We start from the raw sequence: 19864 nt of genomic DNA on the forward strand, positions 1-19864 counted from the left end.
TGGTTTGAAGGTGTGGAAAAAAGCTTTGCGCTGGCTTGTGCCCTAGTGGGCCAGTTGCTCCAGCAGGTGTGTGAATGCGTCAATGCACAGTTGCATGTCGTCGCTGGTGGTGGACTCAAGTGGGTTGTGGCTGATGCCTGAGTTTTCGCCGCGAACAAACAACATGGCTTGTGGCATGGCCTGGTGCATTTTCATGGCGTCGTGGCCGGCGCCACTGGGCATGCAAAACACGGGCAGGCCTGTGGCTTGTACGGCTGCTTCCCAGCGGGTTTGCCACGCCTTGTCACTGGGTGCGGCGCTGGCTTTTACGGTGAGGTCTAGCTTGTAGTGCACGCCGCGTTGCTCGCAAATGGTCTCTAGCGCTTTCACAATGTCTTGATGCAGTGCATCGCGTTGTGTGTCGCTGGGTGCGCGCATGTCCAGGCTGAAGTTGCATTGCCCCGGCACCACGTTGATAGAGCCGCTTGGTACGTTCAGCATGCCTATGGTGGCCACAGAGTCGCCGTCTTGTGCTGCGCGCTTTTCCACGTAGGTGGACAGCTCGGCCAATGCGGCGGCGGCGTCGCGGCGGCGGTTCATGGGTGTTGTGCCGGCATGGCTGGCTGTGCCTTTGATGCTGCCCAGGTAACGCACGCTGCCGTTGATGGATGTGACCACGCCCAGCGGCAAGTTCATTTCGTTGAGCACAGGGCCTTGCTCGATGTGCACTTCCACAAAGCCCATGTATTGGCTGGTGTCTCGTGCCAGGGCATCTATGTCTGCCTCAATGGTGGCTGCGTTGTAGCCTGCGTCAATCATGGCTTGTCGCATGGTGATGCCGTCGGCGTCTTGCTGCTCCAACCAGCTTTTGTCAAACTGGCCAATCAGCGCGCCAGAGCCCAGGAAGGTGGCTTTGTAGCGTTGGCCTTCTTCTTCAGCAAAGCCCACCACTTCCAGGTTGTAGGGCAAGCGACGGCCCTGGGCGTGTAGCGCATGCACGCAGGCCATGGGTACGTAAATACCCAGACGTCCGTCGTACTTGCCGCCGTTGCGCACTGTGTCGTAGTGTGAGCCTGTGAGCAGTGTTTGGGCGTCTTCAATGTCTGCGCTTGCTTTGTAGACGCCTACGACGTTGCCTACGGCGTCTATGTTGACGTGGTCAAAACCGCAGGCGCGCATGGTGGCTGCAATGCTGGCCGCGGCTTGTTGGTGGGCGGGTGTGAGGTAGGTGACTGTGAGTTCGCCGCGCTCGGCGTAGCCCGGGTCAGAGAACTGGGCCAGGTTTTCTTGCCAGTCCCATACCAAGTTGCCTTGCGTGGGCGTGACGCCAAATTTGTCGTTGAGCCTGATTTCAGCAATGCGGTGAATGTTGCGCACGCATTCTTCGCGCTCAAAGTCTGGGTGGTTGAGCAAGCGGCGCTCAACGGTGGCAATGATGTGGGCTTTGCTCAGGCCGTTGCCACGCGGGCCACGCACAGCCACTACAAATGGAAAACCAAATTTGTCCAGGTATTGCCGGTTAAGGCTTTGAATGTGCGCCAGCTCGTCAGGCGTGCAGTTGGTTAGGCCTGCCTTGCTTTGCTCGTTGGTGGACTCAGCCGTTAGCGTGTTGCTTTGCATGGCTTTGCCTGCCAGCTCTGGGTGGGCGCGAATGAGTGCCAGTTTGGCGTCTACGCCGGCTTCGTCCAATAGCAGCGTCATGGTGTGTTTGAGCGCGGCCAAGGATGCAAACGGGCGTTGGGCCAAGGCTTGTTCGACTATCCAAGGCGTGTGCTCGTACAGGCCGTCCAGCATGGCCATGGCCTCGTTTGCTGGGGCGGTGTTGAGTTGCTCTAGTGTGTAGCTCATAGGCGTTCCTGCGGAATTAAGCGGGGCATGGGTGAGTAGCGCGCCAGTGGCGAGCGATGTCTTGGCGCGTAGCAACCCATACGTGGTCGTGGCTGGCCACGTATTCAATAAACTTTTTGATGGCCATAAAGCGCCCAGGGCGGCCTAGCAAGCGGCAGTGCATACCCACACTCATCATCTTGGGCCTGTTCAGGCCATTGGGGTCGCCCTCAGCGTACAGGCAGTCAAAGCTGTCTTTGAGGTACTGAAAAAACGGGTCGCCGTGCGAGAAGCCTTGCGGCAGCGCAAAGCGCATGTCGTTGGCGTCTAAGGTGTAGGGCACGATCAGCTGGTGGGCTGTGCCGCCGTCTGTTTTGCCTACCTTCATCCAAAATGGCAAGTCGTCGCCGTAATAGTCAGAGTCGTATTCGAAGCCGCCAAAGTCTGCCACCAGTTGGTGGGTGTTGGGGCTGTCGCGTCCGGTGTACCAGCCGACTGGGCGGGTGCCCATGAGCTGAGTCATGATGTCCATGGCGCGCTGCATGTCGTCGCGTTCCTGCTCGATGGGTGTGTGTTGGTAGTGAATCCACTTCAGGCCATGGCAGGCTATTTCGTGGCCCAGGTCCTGGAACACTTTGACCATGTCGGGGTTGCGCTGCAGCGCAGTGGCTACACCAAACACGGTAAGCGGCATGTTGTGCTGCTCAAAGGCGCGCAGCAAGCGCCACACGCCTGCTCTTGAGCCGTATTCGTAAATGCCGTCCATGCTCATGTGGCGGTCTGGGTAGCTGGCAGGGCTGAACAACTCAGACAAAAACTGCTCAGAGCCTGCATCGCCGTGCAGCACATGATTCTCGCCACCTTCTTCAAAGTTGAGCACAAACTGCACGGCAATGCGCGCCTGCTGTGGCCATTGGGCGTGGGGCACGTTTTGGCCGTAGCCCATCAGGTCGCGTGGGTAGGGTTGGGTGGCGTCGTACAAGGTCATGGTGTTTGTGTTTGTGGTGTGGTTGTTGGCTGCGCTTTAGCGAAGCGCCTCACGTATGTCTGCAGTGGGTTGACGTTTGTTAAAGGTCAGGCTTTTTTCAACGCTGTCCAGGTGCTGGGCCATCAGGCGCACGGCTTCTTCCTCGTCTTTGGCCTGTATGGCTGCAACCAAGTGGTCGTGTTCTTCGCTGGAGCATTCGGCGGCTCTGGCGGATTGGTACATCAGGGTAATGAGCGCGCAGCGGGAAATAAGGTCGCCTAGCATTTCGGCCAGCACGTCGTTGCCGGTGAGTTCAGCCATGCGCACATGGAAGTCTCCCAGCAGTTCTGTGCGGCTAGCCGCGTCATTGTTGTGCAGTGCCTCGTGCTCTTTAGCCAGATGCGCTTGCAATGCTTTGATTTTTGCCGGCGTGGCGTTGCGTGTGAATTGGCGTGTGAGCTCAAGCTCAAGCATGCGGCGCACCGCAAATACTTGTTTGGCTTCTTCTACCGATGGGGCAGCTACAAATGCGCCGCGCGAGGGCTCCATGCGAACCAAGCGGTTCTGGCTGAGTTGAAACAAGGCTTGACGCACCAGGGTGCGCGACACGCCAAAATGATCGGCCAACTTTTGCTCGGCCAGTTTGGCGCCGGGCTGCAGTCTGTGCTCGACAATCGCCTTGGACAGCGATTGCACAATCATTGCGGTAGACGATGTGTCTATGGTTGGGGTGTTCATGTGTTGATAATACCGGATTGGGTAAAAATTGTATACAAGTTATGATGTCTTCAGTACACCATGCCGCGCGTGTGGTGTGGGCTTATAGTGCTGCAAAAGTGCACTAAAGTAAATGGCGTCGGTTTTGCATCTATTGAAATTGGAGACAAAAATGGGATTGAGTACACACGTTTTAGACACTATGAATGGCTGTCCAGCCGCGGGTATGTTTGTCTCTTTGTATACAACTGAGGACGATAACGCGACCTTGCTGAAGTCGTTTCAGCTCAACGACGATGGGCGCAACGCAGACGGCTTGCTCATTGGGCACGACAGTCTGACTGTGGGTACTTACCGTTTGGTGTTTGACGTGGCAGGCTACTTTGCCGCCAAGGGGGCAGCTTTACCCGAGCCCAATTTCTTAAACCGTGTGGCATTGGACTTTGGTGTTGCCAAGCCAGCTGAGCACTACCACGTGCCTTTGTTGGTAAGCCCTTGGAGCTACTCCACTTACCGCGGCAGTTAAACGCTGCCGCTGCAGTTTGCGCGGCGCGTTGCGCAAACTGCCAAGGACTACTTGCTGCGCTGGCCTTCGGTTAGCGTGTCGAGCTGAAACAGGCCGGACTTGTCGTAAAGCCAAACGTCTGTGTAGATGACGCCTGGCATGCGTATCGGTGCAGGGTAGGGGGCGGCGGCACGCACCACGCCTTCTATGTCGGCCATGACCTCAGGCAGGTGGGTGGGGCCGCGCGCCCATCGAATGGCAGCAATATCGCCCATGGTGTCAATGTCGACTTCCAGGACTGCCACGGCCATCAGCAGTGGCGGCATTTTGCCTTTGTAAATCCGCGCCGTGTTCTGTTTGTAAATGTGATTGGCTGCGTCGCGCCTGTAAGCCTTGGGCGTCATGGCGTCAGACACGATGTCAGGCTGGCGCACTTGGACAGGCGGCGGTGGCGGTGGGGCGGGCTCAGGTTTTTTGGGTGGCGCGCAGCCACCAAGCAGCAACGCTGCTGCGCACAACCACATGATGGCCAGCACAGGGCGACATGCGGCAGGCGCTTGGGCCTTTGACTGATTCAGTCGCATTCATAGTCCTCGTATAGGCGATGCTTGCGTTGGCGCATTGGGATCGCGGGGCCAACGGGAATTGCTTGGGCACAAGGCTAAACGACAACAAGGGCAAATATGGGGCGGGTGTGTGCAAACTAGGGTTATTCCTTAACTAAAGCGTTAGTTCAACGATTTGGGGTGAGTTTTAAAGTAGTCTTTTGCTGCGATAAGTGGCGCAGCATGCAGTAGCATCTGGCCTTGCCAGTTAAAATTCCGCTTCAACTCGCACCATCTCATGCAAGCCAAAAAGCCAGCACCCAGTGCCTCGGTCATGCGCTTATGTATCGCGGGCGTAGCCAACCATTTACACACAACACTCACCAGCCCATGACCCAAGTCACCAATACCGTTCGCTTCGTTTTAGACGGTGCGATTGTTGAAGCCCAAGGCGTTCGTCGAACCACCACAGTATTGGATTATTTGCGCGAGGACATGCAGCGCACTGGCACCAAAGAGGGTTGTGCAGAGGGGGACTGCGGCGCGTGCGTGATCATGGTGGGCGAGCTCAACGCGGCTGGTACTGGCGTGGACTATGTGCCAGTGAACAGCTGCATACAGCTGTTGCCAGCGCTTGACGGCAAGTCTGTCAAAACGGTTGAAAGTCTCAAGAAAGCCGACGGCACGCTGCACCCCATACAAAAAGCCATGGTGGACTGCCATGGCTCTCAGTGTGGCTTTTGCACGCCAGGCATCGTGATGAGTCTGACCAATATGGTGCAAACCAATACAAAACCCACACGCGGCGAGGTGAACGACGCGCTAAGCGGTAACTTGTGCCGATGCACGGGCTACATCCCGATTGTTGATGCCACTTTAAAGGCGTGCGAAGCACCTGCTGCCGAGTTGAAAGTTGACGACAAAGCAGACGTGGCCTTGCTAAAAGATATTGCCCGACCTGCACACCCCACTATCAGCCTGGACGGCGACATCATCGTGCAGCCGGTGGTGCGCACGCGCAAAGGCAGTGAGTTTGTCTCGCCCGCCACACTTGAAGAAGTGGCGGCTTATCTGACTGAGTTCCCAGACACCACACTGTTGGCTGGTAGCACCGAGGTGGGCCTGCAAGTGAACAAACAGTTTGCACGCCCAAAGCACATTTGCTATTTGGGCAATGTGAAAGAGCTGCAAGCCGTTACTGAAACCGACAAGGCGTGGACCTTGGGTGCGGCAGTTTCATTGGCGCGCATTGAGGTGTTGGTGGCGCAAGCCTACCCGGACTTTGCCGAGGTGCTGCGGCGTTTTGGCTCGCCGCCGATTCGCTCTACCGCCACCCTGGCCGGCAACATCGTGAACGGCTCACCCATTGGTGACTCCATGCCTTGCCTGATGGCCATGGGCGCTGAGTTGGTGTTGCGCAAAGGCAAGACCACTCGCCTGGTGGCGCTTGATGCGTTTTACACAGGCATGAAGCAAAACGTCATGCAAGCGGGGGAGTTTGTGCAAGCCATTGTGTTGCCCAAGCCTGTTGCAGGCCAGGTCAACCGTGCCCACAAAATCAGCAAGCGTTTTGAGCAAGACATATCAGCCACTTGTTGCGCTGTGTCGTTCAACTTAACAGGCGAGGTGATGAGCAACGTGCGCGTGGCTTACAACGGTTTGGCGCCATCGCCTTGTCGTGCTCCCGCCATTGAGGCGTTGCTCGAAGGCAAAACCTGCGAGCAAGTGACGGCCGCGGCTATTGATCAAGCCATTGCCAACAGCTTTGTGGCCAGAGACGGCCTGCGTGCAACCTGGGCATACCGCTCGCTGGTGGCGCGCAACTTGGTGTTGCAGTTTGTTGAAGAAGCAGCCAATGCTGCGCAGGAGGCTTAAGTTATGAATGCACCTACACCTATCCAAGCGTTGGCAACAGCTGCCAAGGCGGCAGAGCAAGGCCAAGACGTTATTCACGAGTCCGCACACCTGCATGTGACCGGCGAGGCGGCTTATACAGACGATATTCCAGAGGCGCGCGGCACGTTGTACGCGGCCATCATCAAGTCGCCAGTGGCGCACGGCGAGCTGGTGGGCGAGGGCATAGACCGCGAGGCCATTTTGGCTATGCACGGCGTGGTGGCGGTTTATACCGCCAAAGACATTCCGGGCGAAAACAATTGCGGCCCCATCATCCATGACGACCCGTTTTTAGCCAGTGGCACGGTGCAGTTTGTTGGCCAAGCGGTGGCTGTGGTGGTGGCGCGTGACATGTTGTATGCACGAGAGGCGGCGCACAACGCCAAGGTGGCTGTCAAGGCCTTGCCAGCCATACTCACGATTGAAGAGGCCATGGCTGCGCAGCAATTTGTAATGCCCGCTAAAGGCATTACACGCGGCACACCCAAAGAGGCGATTGCCAACGCACCGCACAAACTCAGCGGTGTAACAGAATGTGGCCAGCAAGAGCAGTTTTATTTAGAGGGTCAAATCTCTTACGCCGTACCGCGTGAAGACGGCCAGCTGACGTTGTATGTGTCTACGCAACACCCAGATGGCAATCAGCGCGAAGCTGCAGCAGCGCTTAATTTGTCAACAAACGATGTGGAAGTGATTTGTCGTCGCATGGGCGGCGCGTTTGGTGGCAAAGAGGGCAATGCCAGCATCTTCTCGCAAAGCGCAGCCCTGGCTGCGCACAAGCTCAAGCGCCCAGTCAAGTTGCGCGTGAACCGCGACGACGACATGATGATCACCGGCAAGCGCCATGACTTCCGTCTGAAGTACGAAATTGGCTTTGACGACGACGGCAAAATATTGGGTGCCGACTTTGAGCTGGCCTCACGCTGCGGTTACAGCTGTGACTTCTCTGGCCCGGTGAACGACCGCGCCGTATTGCACATAGACAACTGCTATTACCTGCCCAACCTGCACATCATCAGCCACCGCTGCAAAACCAACACGCAAAGTGCAACCGCTTTCCGTGGTTTTGGTGGCCCGCAAGGCATGTTTGGTATCGAGACTGTGGTTGAGGAAATTGCCACCACGTTGGGCAAAGACCCACTTGATGTGCGTTTGGCCAATTTGTACCGCGACCCCAAAGACTCAGGTGATGCCAACAGCATGACCACGCAATACGGCCAACAAATTGAAGACTTTGTGGCCGACAAGGTCATGGCGCAGTTGGTGGACAACAGCAACTACCGGGCACGCCGCACCGAAGTGGCCGCCTTTAATGCGGCCAACCCATACCGCAAGCGCGGTTTGTCGCTGGTGCCATTGAAGTTCGGTATTTCGTTTACCGCCACCATGCTCAACCAAGGTGGTGCATTGGTCAACATTTACATGGACGGTTCGGTATCGGTTAACCATGGCGGTACCGAAATGGGCCAGGGTCTCAATACCAAAATGGCGCAGGTTGCAGCCGATTGCCTGGGGGCAGCCATTGAGCGTGTTCGTGTAACAGCTACCGATACCCAAAAAGTGCCTAACGCTTCAGCGACTGCGGCGTCTAGCGGTGCCGACATCAACGGCGCGGCCATTGCCAACGCCTGTGAGCCGCTTTACACGCGCTTGTGCGCTGTGGCCTCTCGTATGCTGGGCTGCGAAGCGTCGCAGGTGAAGCTGGCTGGTGGCGTGGCCAGCTTTGGCGATAAGGCTGTGGCCTGGAACGACGTGACCAAGCAGGCATGGCTTGACCGCGTGAGCTTGAGCGCCAATGGCTTTTACATGACACCAGACATTGCCTACGACTTCACCACGCTGCAAGGCAAGGCTTTTTACTACTACTGCTATGGCGCTGCTGTCACTGAAACCGAAATTGACACCCGCACAGGCGAGTGGTGGCTCAAGGGTGTAGACATCGTGCATGACGTGGGCCAGAGCATTAACCCAGCCATTGACAAGGGCCAGATTGAAGGCGCTTACGTGCAAGGTATGGGTTGGCTCACCATGGAACAAATCATCTGGGACAACAAAGGCAAGCTGCTAACGCATGGGCCCAGCACTTACAAAATCCCGGTGGCTGGCGACATACCCGAGCATTTCAACGTGGCCTTGTTTGCCAATAAAAACGTGAAGCCCACACCGTTTCGCTCAAAAGCGGTGGGTGAGCCACCGCTGATGTTGGCTTTGTCTGCTTACTTCTCGTTGCGTGACGCCGTGGGTGCTGTGGCACCTGGCAAGGTGGTGCACATGAATGCCCCAGCCACGCCGGAGTGTGTGCTGATGGCATGTGAGTCTTTGCGCGCCTAAACCTTGAGCAGTGACGTCCAACAACTGCGCCTGGCATTGCAGGCGCAGCCGGTGGTGCTGGTGCGCGTGCACAGCGCCAAGGGCTCTGTGCCGCGCAGCACAGGCACCTGGATGGCTGTGTGCGGTGACACCATCATCGCCACCATTGGTGGTGGCCATTTGGAGTGGCAAGCCATTGCACATGCCAAGGCGCTGGCAGCCCGAGCGCTTGCAGCCCAGGCGCCAGCTGTGCCAGTTGTTGATGAGGTGATGCATTTCAAGTTGGGCCCAAGCCTTGGCCAGTGTTGCGGCGGTGCGTTGGACTTGCGCTTTGAGTATCTGGCGCCGGGCGCACATGACGGTTTGTTAAGAAGCTTGCAGCCCAGCTACCAAACCGTGGCGTTGTTTGGCGGTGGCCATGTTGGCCACGCCATTGAGCGCGCCTTGCGCCCGCTGCCGTTTGACTTGATGTGGATAGACAGCCGCGACCAGGTGTTTCCCACGCAGGTTGGCGAGGGCGTGGTGCTGGAACACTCCAACCCTGTACAAGCCGCCGTGGCTGATGTGCCGGCCAATGCCTTGGTACTCATCATGAGCTTTAGCCACGCGGAGGACTTGGACGTGGTGGTGCAATGCCTTGGCCGCCAGCGTGTGCAGGCCGACTTGCCGTTTGTGGGCTTGATTGGCAGTAAAACCAAATGGGCCACTTTTCAGAACCGCTTGCGTGAGCGCGGTTTTGGTGAGGCAGAAATTGCACATGTCACCTGCCCCATTGGCGTGTCTGACGTTGTAGGCAAAGAGCCCGCAGTGATCGCGGCGGCCGTGGTGGCGCAATTGTTGCAGCATCGCGTTGAGTGATGTGCTGCCGCATTTTTAGCCACGTTTGAACGCCTCTTTTAAGGCGAAGCGGCGCTGCGTATTGTCGGGTGCTTTGGTGTTCTGTGGCGTTAGGTACTGCGCTGTTGTCCCAAACGGCGGTACAGAGTGGCGCGGCTGATGCCCAGTTGTTTTGCGGCCATCGCAACATTGCCTTTTGCGTCGTCTATGGCTTTGCGTATGACTGCTGACTCAATATCGCGCAGCGACGCATGTGTGCTGGCCGTTGTGGGTGTGAGTTGGTGGCTGTCGTGCCCTGTTCGGCTGCTGGATACGCTCAAGCGCAAACCGCCCCAGGTGGGCACGGTTTCTATCAGGTTGCCGGCGCTGTGGCTGGCCAAGTCAAATAGCCACTCATAAGGCGTTGCAAATACCTCGCTGGCGTGCAGTGTGCGTGTTTGTGTCTGCTGGCCCAGCATGTTGCGCGCCGCGACATTGGCGCCGGTTATCCAGCCCTCTTGATCCAGGCACACCAAGCCGTCGCTGTCCTGTCCCGTGCGCTGACCTGGCCAGTTCAGTCGCACCAACAGTTGGTGTGCGCGTTGCAAGGTGAGTGAGTTCTCGATGCGTTGCGCCGAGTGGGTTATCAAATGGCGCAATGCCATGTGCTCTGGCGTGTCTATGCCGGTGATGTCCAGCATGCCTACACAGTTGCCGTCAGGACCAACAAGAGGTGCCCCGGCGCAGCTGTACATGTGTGTGCAGTCAAAAAAATGTTCACTTTGATGCAGCCATACAGGTTGCTGCTCACGCAAAGCGCCCCCAATGGCTGTGGTGCCTACTGCACGCTCTGACAAGTCCACACCGATACGCGCTATGTCCTTGGCGCGTTTGTCGTGGCGAATGCTGGGGCCGTTGACGTCTACCACCACACCGGCAGCGTTGGTGAGTATGGCGAAGTAGCGGGTGTCAGCAACGGCGTCTAACAGTTGCTCAATAACGGGTTGCGCGGCCAATACCAGGTCGCGACTGGCTTCGCTGATGGCTTTGGCCTGCTGCGTGGCCACAGGGTTGAAGCTGACAGCGTCTTGAGGGCGCTGTCCACTGACCAGGCAGCGCTGCCAAGACTCAACCAACCAGGGCGATACGTGAGACACGGACGTCGCCTGGCCGTCCATGACTTGGCTGCGTGCTTTGGCGACCAGTTGTTCTCGACCGCTCACGGATGGCGCAGCCGTTGAACTAGAGCTTGTTTGATGTGGCACAGCAAATAAGGGTTATCACGAGCTTGGTCCAGGTGGTGTGTCTCAACTTGAGAATTTCCGCGTGGCGTTGCTTCTGAATTCGGGTTATCCCTAGCGGCCTTGTGGGCCCAGTCGTCCAATCATAGTCATTAGACGTTTTTGTGAAGTCTAACGATAACCAACTGGAGACCATTGACCATGCTAGTGCAACTCACCGTTAACGGCAAGCCCATGCAAGCCGACGTGGCCAACAACACATTGCTTGTGCAGATGCTGCGTGAAAACTTGCATCTCACAGGCACACACGTGGGCTGCGACACCTCGCAGTGCGGCGCGTGCACCGTCATCATGAACGGCGATGCCGTGAAGTCTTGTAGCGTATTGGCGGCATCTGCCAATGGCTCTGAAGTCAAGACCATTGAGGGCATGGCCCAAGCCGACGGCACCTTGCACCCCATGCAAGCTGCGTTTAAAGAGTGTCACGGCTTGCAGTGCGGCTACTGCACACCAGGCATGGTGATGAGTGCGGTGGACTTGGTGGCCAAAAACCCCAAAGCCAGCGAAGCTGAGATACGCGAGTCGCTAGAGGGCAACATGTGCCGCTGCACGGGCTATCAAAACATTGTTCGCGCGGTGCAAACCGGGCGTGACGCTATGGTGGGCTAAGCCCTTTCACATTGACAGTCAGCTATTGTGCGGGCTGCATGAACTTGTAGATTCATTGAGGAGTATCACCATGGGTGCATCTGACTTTTCTAACTTGCCACACATTGGCGAATCCGTTAAGCGCAAAGAAGACCTGCGTTTTTTGACAGGCGTGGGCAACTACACCGACGACATCAATATTGCCAACCAGACCTATGCGGTGTTTGTGCGCTCGCCACACGCGCATGCCAACGTCAAGTCGGTGTCTATTGACGCGGCTTTGGCCATGCCAGGCGTGGTGCACGTGTTTACTGGCAAAGACATTGAAGGAAAAATGGGTGGCTTGCCTTGTGGCTGGGGCATTACCAACACAGACGGCACGCCCATGGCAGAGCCGCCTCACCCCATCTTGGCAATTGACAAAGTGCGTTACGTGGGTGACCACGTGGCCATGGTGGTCGCAGAAACGGTCCAACAAGCCAAAGATGCAGCCGAGTATGTGGAGGTGGACTACGAGGTGTTGCAAGCGTCTGTGACCTGTGCGCAAGCGCGCACCAATGCGGCGCTGCATACAGAAGCCCCAGATAACCATTGCTACAAGTGGGCCATTGGCGACAAGGGCGGCGTCGATGAGGCGTTCAAGGGCGCGCACCACATCACCAAGCTTGACCTCACCAACAACCGTTTGGTGCCCAACGCCATGGAGCCACGCGCTGCCATTGGCCACTACAACCGCGCAGGTGACGACTACACCTTGTACGTGAGCAACCAGAACCCGCACGTTGAGCGCTTGCTCATGACGGCGTTTGTACTGAGCTTGCCTGAGCACAAAGTGCGTGTGATCGCGCCAGACGTGGGTGGCGGCTTTGGCTCCAAGATTTACCTTTACGCTGAAGACGTGGCGCTGACTTGGGGATCCAAGCAGATCAACCGTCCCATCAAGTGGGTTTGTGACCGTTCAGAAGCGTTCCTGAGTGATGCGCACGGGCGCGACCACGTGAGCACCGCTGAAATGGCCATGGACAAAGACGGCAAGTTTTTGGCCATGCGTGTACACACAGACGCCAACTTGGGCGCTTACTTGTCCACATTCGCCACCGCTGTGCCAACCATTTTGTACGCCACGTTGTTGGCTGGTCAGTACAGCACACCGCAGGTGTACGTAGAGGTGGACTCCTGGTTTACCAACACCGCGCCAGTAGATGCTTACCGCGGTGCGGGCAGGCCAGAGGCGACTTACTTGCTGGAGCGTTTGGTATCTCGCTGTGCATGGGAGATGAACTTGTCGCAAGACGAAATTCGCAAGCGCAACTTCATCACCAGCTTCCCCTACCAAACGCCAGTGGCTTTGCAGTACGACACAGGTGACTTCCACGCTTGTATGGACAAGGCGCAAGCCATGGCCGACACGGCAGGTTTTGCCAAGCGCAAGGCCGACTCAGCTGCCAAAGGCTTGTTGCGCGGTATTGGCTACTCCAGCTACATCGAGGCCTGCGGTATTGCGCCCAGTAATATCGCTGGCGCGTTGGGCGCACGGGCAGGTTTGTTTGAATCTGGCGAAGTGCGGGTGCACCCCACCGGCAGCGTGACGGTATTTACCGGCTCACACAGCCACGGCCAAGGTCATGAGACCACGTTTGCCCAAGTGGTTGCCGCGCGCCTGGGCCTAGAGGTTGACCAGGTTGACATCGTGCACGGCGATACAGGCCGCGTGCCGTTTGGTATGGGTACTTACGGCTCACGCTCTATCTCTGTGGGTGGCGCAGCCATCATGCGCGCGCTGGACAAAATCGAGGCCAAGGCCAAGAAGATTGCGGCGCACTTGCTGGAGGCCAGCGACACAGACATTGAGTTTGCCAATGGTGAATTTACTGTAAAGGGCACAGACAAGAAGGTGCCGTTTGCGCAAGTGGCGCTCACCGCTTACGTGCCGCACAACTACCCGCTGGACAAGCTGGAGCCTGGTTTGAACGAGACCGCGTTTTACGACCCCACCAACTTCACCTTCCCAGCTGGCACCTACATCTGTGAAGTGGAAATTGACCCAGCGACCGGTGTGACGCGTATTGACAGCTTTACGGCAGTGGACGACTTTGGCACCATCATCAACCCCATGGTGGTTGAGGGGCAGGTGCATGGTGGTTTGGCACAAGGTATTGGCCAAGCCCTTCTTGAGAACTGCGTGTATGACCAGGAGACCGGACAACTGTTGACCGGCAGCTTTATGGACTACGCCATGCCACGCGCTGATGACTTCCCCGAGTTCAAAATTGGCCATGTGTGCACACCTTGCACGCACAACCCATTGGGTACCAAGGGCTGTGGCGAGGCGGGTGCGATTGGCTCGCCGCCAGCGGTGATCAATGCGGTGTTGGACGCCTTGCATGAGGTTGGCGTGACCGACTTTGACATGCCCGCCAGCCCCAACCGTGTGTGGCAAGCCATTCAGTCGGCCAAAGCCTAAACGGGCGCGCCTGCACATTACAACTTTTGGAGTTACAACATGTACAACTTTGAATACGCAAACCCCAGTACCGTCGACGAGGCTGTCGCTGCATTGGCCGCTGGTGGTCAAGCCCTGGCGGGTGGTCAAACCTTGCTGGCGACCATGAAGCAGCGCTTGGCTGCACCAGAAACACTGATTGATCTGGGCAAAGTCAGTGGCTTGTCTGGCGTCAAAAAGGAAGGCAACACCTTGGTGGTGGGTGCCATGACGCGCCACATGGACGTGGCCAACAATGATGTTGTGAAAGCCAACATCCCCGCGTTGGCAGACTTGGCGGGTCAAATTGGTGACCGTCAAGTGCGCGCCCGCGGCACTTTGGGCGGCTCAGTGGCCAACAACGACCCAGCGGCTTGTTACCCCAGCGCGGTGCTGGCGCTCAATGCCACCGTGCACACCAACAAGCGCACTATTGCGGCTGACGACTTTTTCCAGGGCATGTACACCACTGCCCTTGACGAAGGCGAGCTGATTACGGCTATTGCATTTGAAATTCCCAAGCGTGCTGCTTATGTGAAGTTCAAACAGCCCGCCTCACGTTTTGCCATGGTGGGTGTGTTTGCCGCCGAGTTGGCCAGCGGCCCTCGCGTGGCTGTAACGGGTGCTGCACCCAGCGTATACCGCCAAGCCGATATGGAAAAGACCTTGTCTGGCAACTTCAGCGCGGCCGCCCTGGACGGCGTGAGTGTGGGTGCAGACGGGCTTAACGCCGACTTGCATGCCAGTGCTGCTTACCGTGCCCAGCTGGTCAAAGTGGTGGCGCAGCGTGCGGTTGCCGCTGCCGCATAAAGCGTTTTAATCAACGTTTTTCAAGCCGCGCCAGCACTCGTTGGTGCGGCTTGCGTTTTTATTTTGTTTGATAAATCGTTTGCTTCATGCCCCAATCCATTGACGATTTGATAGCCGCGCTAAAAGAGGTGGGCTACTTTGCCGACAGGCGTTTGGCCACCGCTGTGTTTCTCGCGTTGCAACTTGGTCGCCCCTTGCTACTTGAAGGCGAGCCGGGTGTGGGCAAAACAGAGCTGGCCAAAGCCTTGTCGCAAGTGCTGGCGCGTCCCATGATCAGGCTGCAGTGCTTTGATGGCATGGAGCAACGCGAGGCCTTGTACGAGTGGAACTACACGGCGCAGCTGTTGCACATGCGTGCTTTAGAGGGGCAACCCAACAGCAGCGCCAGTGAGATTGAGCGCGCTGTTTACGACCAGCGCTTTTTGATAGCCAGGCCCTTGTTGCAAGCCTTGCAAGCGCCGCAACCGGGCGCTGTGTTGCTGGTTGATGAAGTGGATAGGGCGGACGAGCCCTTTGAGGCATTTTTGCTGGAGTACCTGGGCGAGTACCAGGTCAGTATTCCCGAAATGGGCACTGTTAGTGCGGCGCACAAGCCCATCACCATACTCACCAGCAACCGCACGCGGGAGTTGAATGACGCCGTCAAACGCAGGTGCTTGTATCACTGGCTGGATTATCCAGACCGTGAGCGCGAGCTGGCTATTGTGCGAGCCCGCGTGCCTCAGGCCGCTGACGCATTGACGGCCCAGGTCGCGCAAGTGGTGGGGCAGTTGCGCAGCATGCCGTTTAGCAACGCGTTTCAACGCGCCCCGGGCATTGCCGAAAGCGTGGACTGGGCCAAGGCCTTGGTAGCGCTGGACACCTTGGTTGTTGACCCCGAGGTGATTCAGGACACGGCAGGTATTTTGTTTAAGCAGCGTGACGACATTGCTGCCATGTCGCAAGCGTTTGCATTGGACGTGTTGGAGGCTGCGGCGCAGCACGCGCAAGACGCACAATACACCAGCAACACGGCATGACCACTGACGGCGGCTATCACGCTTTAGGCGACGCCAGAAGCGGCAAAATGGCCGCCAACGTGGTGGGGTTTATGCGCACGCTCAGGCGCGCTGGTTTAGCCAGTGATGCCAGCCGGACAGCGCTGGCGTTTGATGCTTTGCGCACGGTTGGACTGGCCCATAAGTCTGATGTGCAAGCCTCGCTGGAGGCTGTTCTGGTGAACCAGCACAGCGACTTGGTGGTGTTTAGAGAGTTGTTTGACGCTTACTTCAGAGACCCCCAATTAGCCAATCAGCTGCTGGCGCAAATGCTGCCTACAGCGCAAGGTCAGGCCAACCCCAGCAAGCAGCGCGCTCGTACCCGCGAGGCCTTAAGCCCGCCCAAACCTAACGCGACCGCCAGCAAGCCCCAGTCTGAAACGCCTATCGAGTTGGACGCAGCCATGACGGCCAGCGAGGTAGACCGTATCAAACATGCCGACTTCAACACGCTAACAGCCAGTGAGTACCACTTGGTGATGGGGCTGGCCAAGCGCATTAAATTGGGCTTGCCCAAGTGGCGCAGCAGGCGCTACAGAGCGGCCAGTACCGGCCATCGTGTGCATTGGTCCCGTTTGCTTAAAGACAGTTCGCGCGGCCACGGCTTGAGCCCACGCTTGCCCATGCGTCGTCGTCAATTGCTGGCGCCTGCGCTGATCGTGCTGGTGGATGTGTCTGGTTCCATGGAGCGTTATACGCGCTTGCTGCTGGCTTTTTTGCATGCGGCTACCAGGCCGTCAGCGCCCAATGGTCCTGGTCGTCGCCATGTGTTTGCGTTTGGCACACACTTGACACCGCTGGACAGTGCGTTTGCCTTGGACGACACCGATGCCATGCTGGAGAGCGTCAACGCCTTGGTGAGTGACTTTGCTGGTGGAACCAAGCTGGGTGAGAGTCTGGCCACGCTCAAGCGTGATCATGCGCAGGTGTTCAGCGGCTCGCGCGCCATTGTGATGGTGATTAGTGACGGCTTGGACACGGGTGTGCCCGCGCAGTTGCAACAGCAATTGCAGTGGCTTGGTTTGCATAGCAAACGCTTGCTGTGGCTGAACCCCTTGCTGCGGTTTGACCAATACGTGCCAGCCGCTGCTGGCGCACAATTGCTGCACAAGCAATGCGACGCCATGCTGGCCGTGCACAACGTAGACAGCCTGACCATGCTGGCCAGCAGCGTTGCTCAACTCATGCGCAGCGCGCGTTAACTTATTTTTATATCAACAAAAGGATTCATCATGGACATGCAAGGCTCACGCGAACTCAGCGTCTCACAACAAATTGCCTGGGACGCGTTGAACAACCCGGATGTGCTGAAGGCTTGTATTCCTGGTTGTACCAAAGTGGAGGTCTCAGGCGAGAACGCTTTTGACATGGCCATGGCCTTGAAAATAGGGCCAGTGTCTGCCAAGTTCACCGGGGCAATTCAGCTCACCGACATTGAAGCGCCCAATACCTACAAGCTTCAGTTTGAAGGTCAGGGCGGCCCCGCTGGTTTTGGCAAGGGGTCTTCGCATGTGACCTTGACACCCAGTGGCACAGGTACTGTGCTGCGCTACACGGTGAATGCGTCTGTGGGCGGCAAGGTGGCGCAACTTGGTCAGCGTTTGATAGACGGTGTTGCCAGCAAAATGGCCGACGATTTTTTCAAGCGCTTTGAAGCCTATCTAGAAGAGCACCACGGTGCCGGCCAGAGTGACGCCGCAGCCGACCAAGACGGTACACCGGCAGCAAAGCCCGTTGCATCACACGACCACAGCGAAGAAACGGCTGGTGCCTCAAAGCGCATCAATTGGATGATTGCCGTGGCCGCAGTGGGTTTGATTGCCTACTGGTTGCTCAGCAGCTCGCAGTCGTAACCAGTGCCCTGGCACACCACCTGGAGACTTCACATGGACAACTTGGACTTGACTGTATTGCGCACCTTGCGCGACTGGCGTGCAGCGGGCCACCGTGCGTTGCTGGCTACTGTTGTTCGCACATGGGGCTCGTCGCCAAGGCCCATTGGCTCCATCATGGCCATGCGAGACGATGGCGCGGTGGTGGGGTCGGTGTCTGGCGGCTGCATTGAGGATGATCTGATCAACCGTTACACCTTGGCATACAGGGGTGAGCAAGCCGGTGGTGAGACCACCGAGATTCCATCCGGGCCGCCACAAGCGGTGAGCTATGGCGTTAGCGCCGACGAGGCACACCGCTTTGGTTTGCCCTGTGGGGGCACGTTAGAGTTGTTGCTTGAGTTTGATCCTGATGCCCAGCAATTGGTCAATTTGGTGGCCGAGCTAGACCAAGGTCGCTTGGTTCAACGCACGCTGGACTTGGCGACCAGCCAGGCTACCTGCCAAGGCTGTCACACACCCAGTGAGCTCAAGCTTGACAGCACGCAGCTGGTCAATACCTTTGGGCCGGGCTACCGCATGCTGATTATTGGCGCTGGCCAGTTGAGTGAGTACTTGGCCACCATGGCGTTGTTCAACGGCTTCTCGGTGACCGTGTGTGACCCGCGTGACGAATACCGAGGTGCCTGGCAAGTGCCAGCAGCCCATGTGGTGAGCACCATGCCAGACGACGAAGTCAAAGCATTTGCGCCAGACTCGCGCAGCTGCGTGGTGGCTCTTACGCACGACCCCAAGCTGGACGATTTGGCGTTGCTGGAGGCGCTGGATACGCCAGCGTTTTATGTGGGCGCCATAGGCTCCAGGCGCAACGACGCGTCCAGGCGCGAGCGCATGATTGAGCACTTTGACCAAACCGAGCAAAGCCTGCAACGTTTGCGCGGCCCAATTGGCATCTACATTGGCAGCAAGACGCCACCAGAGATTGCTGTGAGTGTGATGGCCGAGGTGCTTGCCGTTAAAAACAATGTGACCTTGCCACGCGACATGGAAGTGGGCTTGGCCAAAGAGCGCCTTGAGAAGCCGCACAACGAGCCAGGCCTGGTGTGCGGTGTGTAGCGAATTGGCCGAGCAGGCGTTACATCAGCAGGTGTTCGCCAGCGTTGTCGCCGCCCAGAATGACGTAGTTCACTTTGCGCACGTCCATCAGCTTGGTGCCGCCCGCGTATGAAATAGAGCTTTGTACGTCTTGCTCCATTTCAATAAGTGTATTGGCCAGCTTGCCCTTGATGGGCTCCAAAATACGCTTGCCTTCAACGTGCTTGTACTCGCCTTTGTTGAAGTCGCTGGCTGAGCCGTAGTACTCTTTGAACAGTTCGCCGTTAACTTCAACGGTGGCGCCGGGTGACTCTTCATGGCCTGCAAACAAGGAGCCAATCATCACCATGGACGCGCCAAAGCGCACGCTTTTGGCAATGTCGCCGTGGCTTCGAATGCCGCCGTCAGCAATAATGGGCTTGGTGGCTACACGTGCACACCACTTCAGCGCTGAGAGCTGCCAGCCGCCGGTGCCAAAGCCGGTTTTGAGCTTTGTGATACACACTTTGCCAGGGCCTACGCCGACTTTGGTGGCGTCTGCACCCCAGTTTTCCAGGTCAATCACGGCTTCTGGTGTGGCCACGTTGCCTGCAATCACAAACGACTGAGGCAGGTGCTTTTTGATGTACATGATCATGTCGCGCACGTTGTCCGAGTGGCCGTGTGCAATGTCAATGGTGATGTACTCGGGCACCAGACCCTGGGCCTTGAATTGGTCGACTGTGTCGTAGTCGGCTTTTTTAACGCCTAGCGAAATAGACGCGAATACGCCGGCCTTGTGCATGTCGCGCACAAACGTGACGTTGTCCAGGTCAAAGCGGTGCATCACGTAGAAGTAGCCGTTGTCAGCCATCCACTTGCAAATGGTCTCGTTGACCACGGTTTTCATGTTGGCAGGTACAACGGGCAAGCGAAAGCTGCGCTCGCCTAGCGTAACGCTGGTGTCACACTGTGCGCGGCTCTCAACGCGGCATTTGCGAGGCAACAACAAGACGTTGTCGTAGTCAAAGATTTCCATGATGCATCTGTCCCAAGTTTCCAAGGTTAATAGGATGTACGGGCGGTTGTCGCCGGTGTACAGAGCACTTGGTTTGGTACCGGTTTGTTGGCCTGTGCGTTTCAATCAGCCAAAAAAACCGGACGCCAAAAAAACTTGG

General features: G+C 57.3%; 17 protein-coding genes. 11 read left to right on the forward strand and 6 right to left on the reverse strand.

What is annotated here, in order from left to right; all coding sequences use genetic code 11:
• Positions 1 to 42: 42 nt before the first annotated feature.
• Genes uraD through LN050_00555 form a run of 3 tightly spaced genes read right to left on the reverse strand, consistent with a single transcriptional unit; the run spans position 43 to position 3511 of the window.
• Complete coding sequence (uraD, locus tag LN050_00545) at positions 43 to 1827, reverse strand: 2-oxo-4-hydroxy-4-carboxy-5-ureidoimidazoline decarboxylase (GenBank protein UFS56422.1); 1785 nt, start codon at positions 1825 to 1827, stop codon at positions 43 to 45.
• A gap of 16 nt (positions 1828 to 1843) precedes the next feature.
• Entirely contained in the window at positions 1844 to 2794 is a 951-nt protein-coding gene (gene puuE / locus LN050_00550; GenBank protein UFS56423.1) for an allantoinase PuuE, read from the reverse strand.
• Between the two features lie 36 nt (positions 2795 to 2830).
• On the reverse strand, positions 2831 to 3511 hold the full coding sequence (locus LN050_00555) for a GntR family transcriptional regulator (GenBank protein UFS56424.1): 681 nt from the start codon (positions 3509 to 3511) through the stop codon (positions 2831 to 2833).
• A gap of 151 nt (positions 3512 to 3662) precedes the next feature.
• On the opposite strand from LN050_00555, the gene uraH reads away from it, so the two are divergent.
• The gene (uraH, locus tag LN050_00560) at positions 3663 to 4016 is read left to right on the forward strand and encodes a hydroxyisourate hydrolase (GenBank protein ID UFS56425.1); all 354 of its coding nucleotides are present in this window, start codon (positions 3663 to 3665) and stop codon (positions 4014 to 4016) included.
• Positions 4017 to 4063: 47 nt separating this feature from the next.
• Here the strand turns inward: uraH and LN050_00565 are convergent, their stop codons facing one another.
• On the reverse strand, positions 4064 to 4579 hold the full coding sequence (locus tag LN050_00565) for a hypothetical protein (GenBank protein UFS56426.1): 516 nt from the start codon (positions 4577 to 4579) through the stop codon (positions 4064 to 4066).
• Between the two features lie 351 nt (positions 4580 to 4930).
• Between LN050_00565 and xdhA the strand changes: the two genes are divergently transcribed.
• Genes xdhA through xdhC form a run of 3 tightly spaced genes read left to right on the forward strand, consistent with a single transcriptional unit; the run spans position 4931 to position 9604 of the window.
• Positions 4931 to 6415, forward strand: a complete 1485-nt coding sequence (xdhA, locus tag LN050_00570; protein UFS56427.1) for a xanthine dehydrogenase small subunit — start codon at positions 4931 to 4933, stop codon at positions 6413 to 6415.
• A 3-nt stretch (positions 6416 to 6418) separates the two neighbouring features.
• Positions 6419 to 8767 carry a xanthine dehydrogenase molybdopterin binding subunit gene (gene xdhB / locus LN050_00575; protein ID UFS56428.1) on the forward strand — a complete coding sequence of 783 codons (2349 nt, stop codon included), beginning with the start codon at positions 6419 to 6421 and terminating at the stop codon, positions 8765 to 8767.
• A 3-nt stretch (positions 8768 to 8770) separates the two neighbouring features.
• The gene (gene xdhC, locus LN050_00580; protein ID UFS56429.1) at positions 8771 to 9604 is read left to right on the forward strand and encodes a xanthine dehydrogenase accessory protein XdhC; all 834 of its coding nucleotides are present in this window, start codon (positions 8771 to 8773) and stop codon (positions 9602 to 9604) included.
• Between the two features lie 89 nt (positions 9605 to 9693).
• Here the strand turns inward: xdhC and LN050_00585 are convergent, their stop codons facing one another.
• Positions 9694 to 10785: a histidine kinase gene (locus LN050_00585; protein ID UFS56430.1), complete on the reverse strand. Its 1092-nt coding sequence runs from the start codon at positions 10783 to 10785 to the stop codon at positions 9694 to 9696.
• A gap of 219 nt (positions 10786 to 11004) precedes the next feature.
• Here LN050_00585 and LN050_00590 point away from each other — a divergent pair, with 219 nt between their 5' ends.
• From LN050_00590 to LN050_00620, 7 genes are all read left to right on the forward strand, one after another.
• Positions 11005 to 11472: a (2Fe-2S)-binding protein gene (locus tag LN050_00590; GenBank protein UFS56431.1), complete on the forward strand. Its 468-nt coding sequence runs from the start codon at positions 11005 to 11007 to the stop codon at positions 11470 to 11472.
• A gap of 70 nt (positions 11473 to 11542) precedes the next feature.
• A complete protein-coding gene (locus tag LN050_00595) occupies positions 11543 to 13915 on the forward strand; it encodes a xanthine dehydrogenase family protein molybdopterin-binding subunit (protein ID UFS56432.1) in 2373 nt (790 codons plus the stop codon).
• Between the two features lie 39 nt (positions 13916 to 13954).
• On the forward strand, positions 13955 to 14743 hold the full coding sequence (locus LN050_00600) for an FAD binding domain-containing protein (protein UFS56433.1): 789 nt from the start codon (positions 13955 to 13957) through the stop codon (positions 14741 to 14743).
• A gap of 86 nt (positions 14744 to 14829) precedes the next feature.
• Positions 14830 to 15762 (forward strand): MoxR family ATPase, encoded by a 933-nt coding sequence (locus LN050_00605; protein ID UFS56434.1) that lies wholly within the window; start codon positions 14830 to 14832, stop codon positions 15760 to 15762.
• Entirely contained in the window at positions 15759 to 16982 is a 1224-nt protein-coding gene (locus LN050_00610; protein ID UFS56435.1) for a VWA domain-containing protein, read from the forward strand. The genes LN050_00605 and LN050_00610 overlap by 4 nt, the downstream gene beginning before the upstream one ends.
• Positions 16983 to 17012: 30 nt before the next feature.
• Positions 17013 to 17633 (forward strand): carbon monoxide dehydrogenase subunit G, encoded by a 621-nt coding sequence (locus LN050_00615; GenBank protein ID UFS56436.1) that lies wholly within the window; start codon positions 17013 to 17015, stop codon positions 17631 to 17633.
• 33 nt (positions 17634 to 17666) lie between these two features.
• Complete coding sequence (locus tag LN050_00620; GenBank protein UFS56437.1) at positions 17667 to 18728, forward strand: XdhC family protein; 1062 nt, start codon at positions 17667 to 17669, stop codon at positions 18726 to 18728.
• Between the two features lie 19 nt (positions 18729 to 18747).
• On the opposite strand, the gene LN050_00625 is transcribed toward LN050_00620, so the two are convergent.
• The gene (locus LN050_00625; protein ID UFS56438.1) at positions 18748 to 19725 is read right to left on the reverse strand and encodes a GMP reductase; all 978 of its coding nucleotides are present in this window, start codon (positions 19723 to 19725) and stop codon (positions 18748 to 18750) included.
• Between the last annotated feature and the right edge of the window lie 139 nt (positions 19726 to 19864).

The organism is Comamonadaceae bacterium M7527 (assembly GCA_021044545.1).
Lineage (GTDB): Bacteria > Pseudomonadota > Gammaproteobacteria > Burkholderiales > Burkholderiaceae_C > RS62.

Coding starts and splice junctions, on each gene's coding strand:
- LN050_00600 (UFS56433.1), top strand. CDS start 13,955: ATGTACAACTTTGAATACGCAAACCCCAGTACCGTCGACGAGGCTGTC.
- LN050_00555 (UFS56424.1), bottom strand. CDS start 3,511: ATGAACACCCCAACCATAGACACATCGTCTACCGCAATGATTGTGCAA.
- uraD (UFS56422.1), bottom strand. CDS start 1,827: ATGAGCTACACACTAGAGCAACTCAACACCGCCCCAGCAAACGAGGCC.
- LN050_00620 (UFS56437.1), top strand. CDS start 17,667: ATGGACAACTTGGACTTGACTGTATTGCGCACCTTGCGCGACTGGCGT.
- LN050_00615 (UFS56436.1), top strand. CDS start 17,013: ATGGACATGCAAGGCTCACGCGAACTCAGCGTCTCACAACAAATTGCC.
- LN050_00595 (UFS56432.1), top strand. CDS start 11,543: ATGGGTGCATCTGACTTTTCTAACTTGCCACACATTGGCGAATCCGTT.
- LN050_00625 (UFS56438.1), bottom strand. CDS start 19,725: ATGGAAATCTTTGACTACGACAACGTCTTGTTGTTGCCTCGCAAATGC.
- LN050_00590 (UFS56431.1), top strand. CDS start 11,005: ATGCTAGTGCAACTCACCGTTAACGGCAAGCCCATGCAAGCCGACGTG.
- uraH (UFS56425.1), top strand. CDS start 3,663: ATGGGATTGAGTACACACGTTTTAGACACTATGAATGGCTGTCCAGCC.
- xdhB (UFS56428.1), top strand. CDS start 6,419: ATGAATGCACCTACACCTATCCAAGCGTTGGCAACAGCTGCCAAGGCG.
- puuE (UFS56423.1), bottom strand. CDS start 2,794: ATGACCTTGTACGACGCCACCCAACCCTACCCACGCGACCTGATGGGC.
- xdhA (UFS56427.1), top strand. CDS start 4,931: ATGACCCAAGTCACCAATACCGTTCGCTTCGTTTTAGACGGTGCGATT.
- LN050_00610 (UFS56435.1), top strand. CDS start 15,759: ATGACCACTGACGGCGGCTATCACGCTTTAGGCGACGCCAGAAGCGGC.
- LN050_00565 (UFS56426.1), bottom strand. CDS start 4,579: ATGCGACTGAATCAGTCAAAGGCCCAAGCGCCTGCCGCATGTCGCCCT.
- LN050_00605 (UFS56434.1), top strand. CDS start 14,830: ATGCCCCAATCCATTGACGATTTGATAGCCGCGCTAAAAGAGGTGGGC.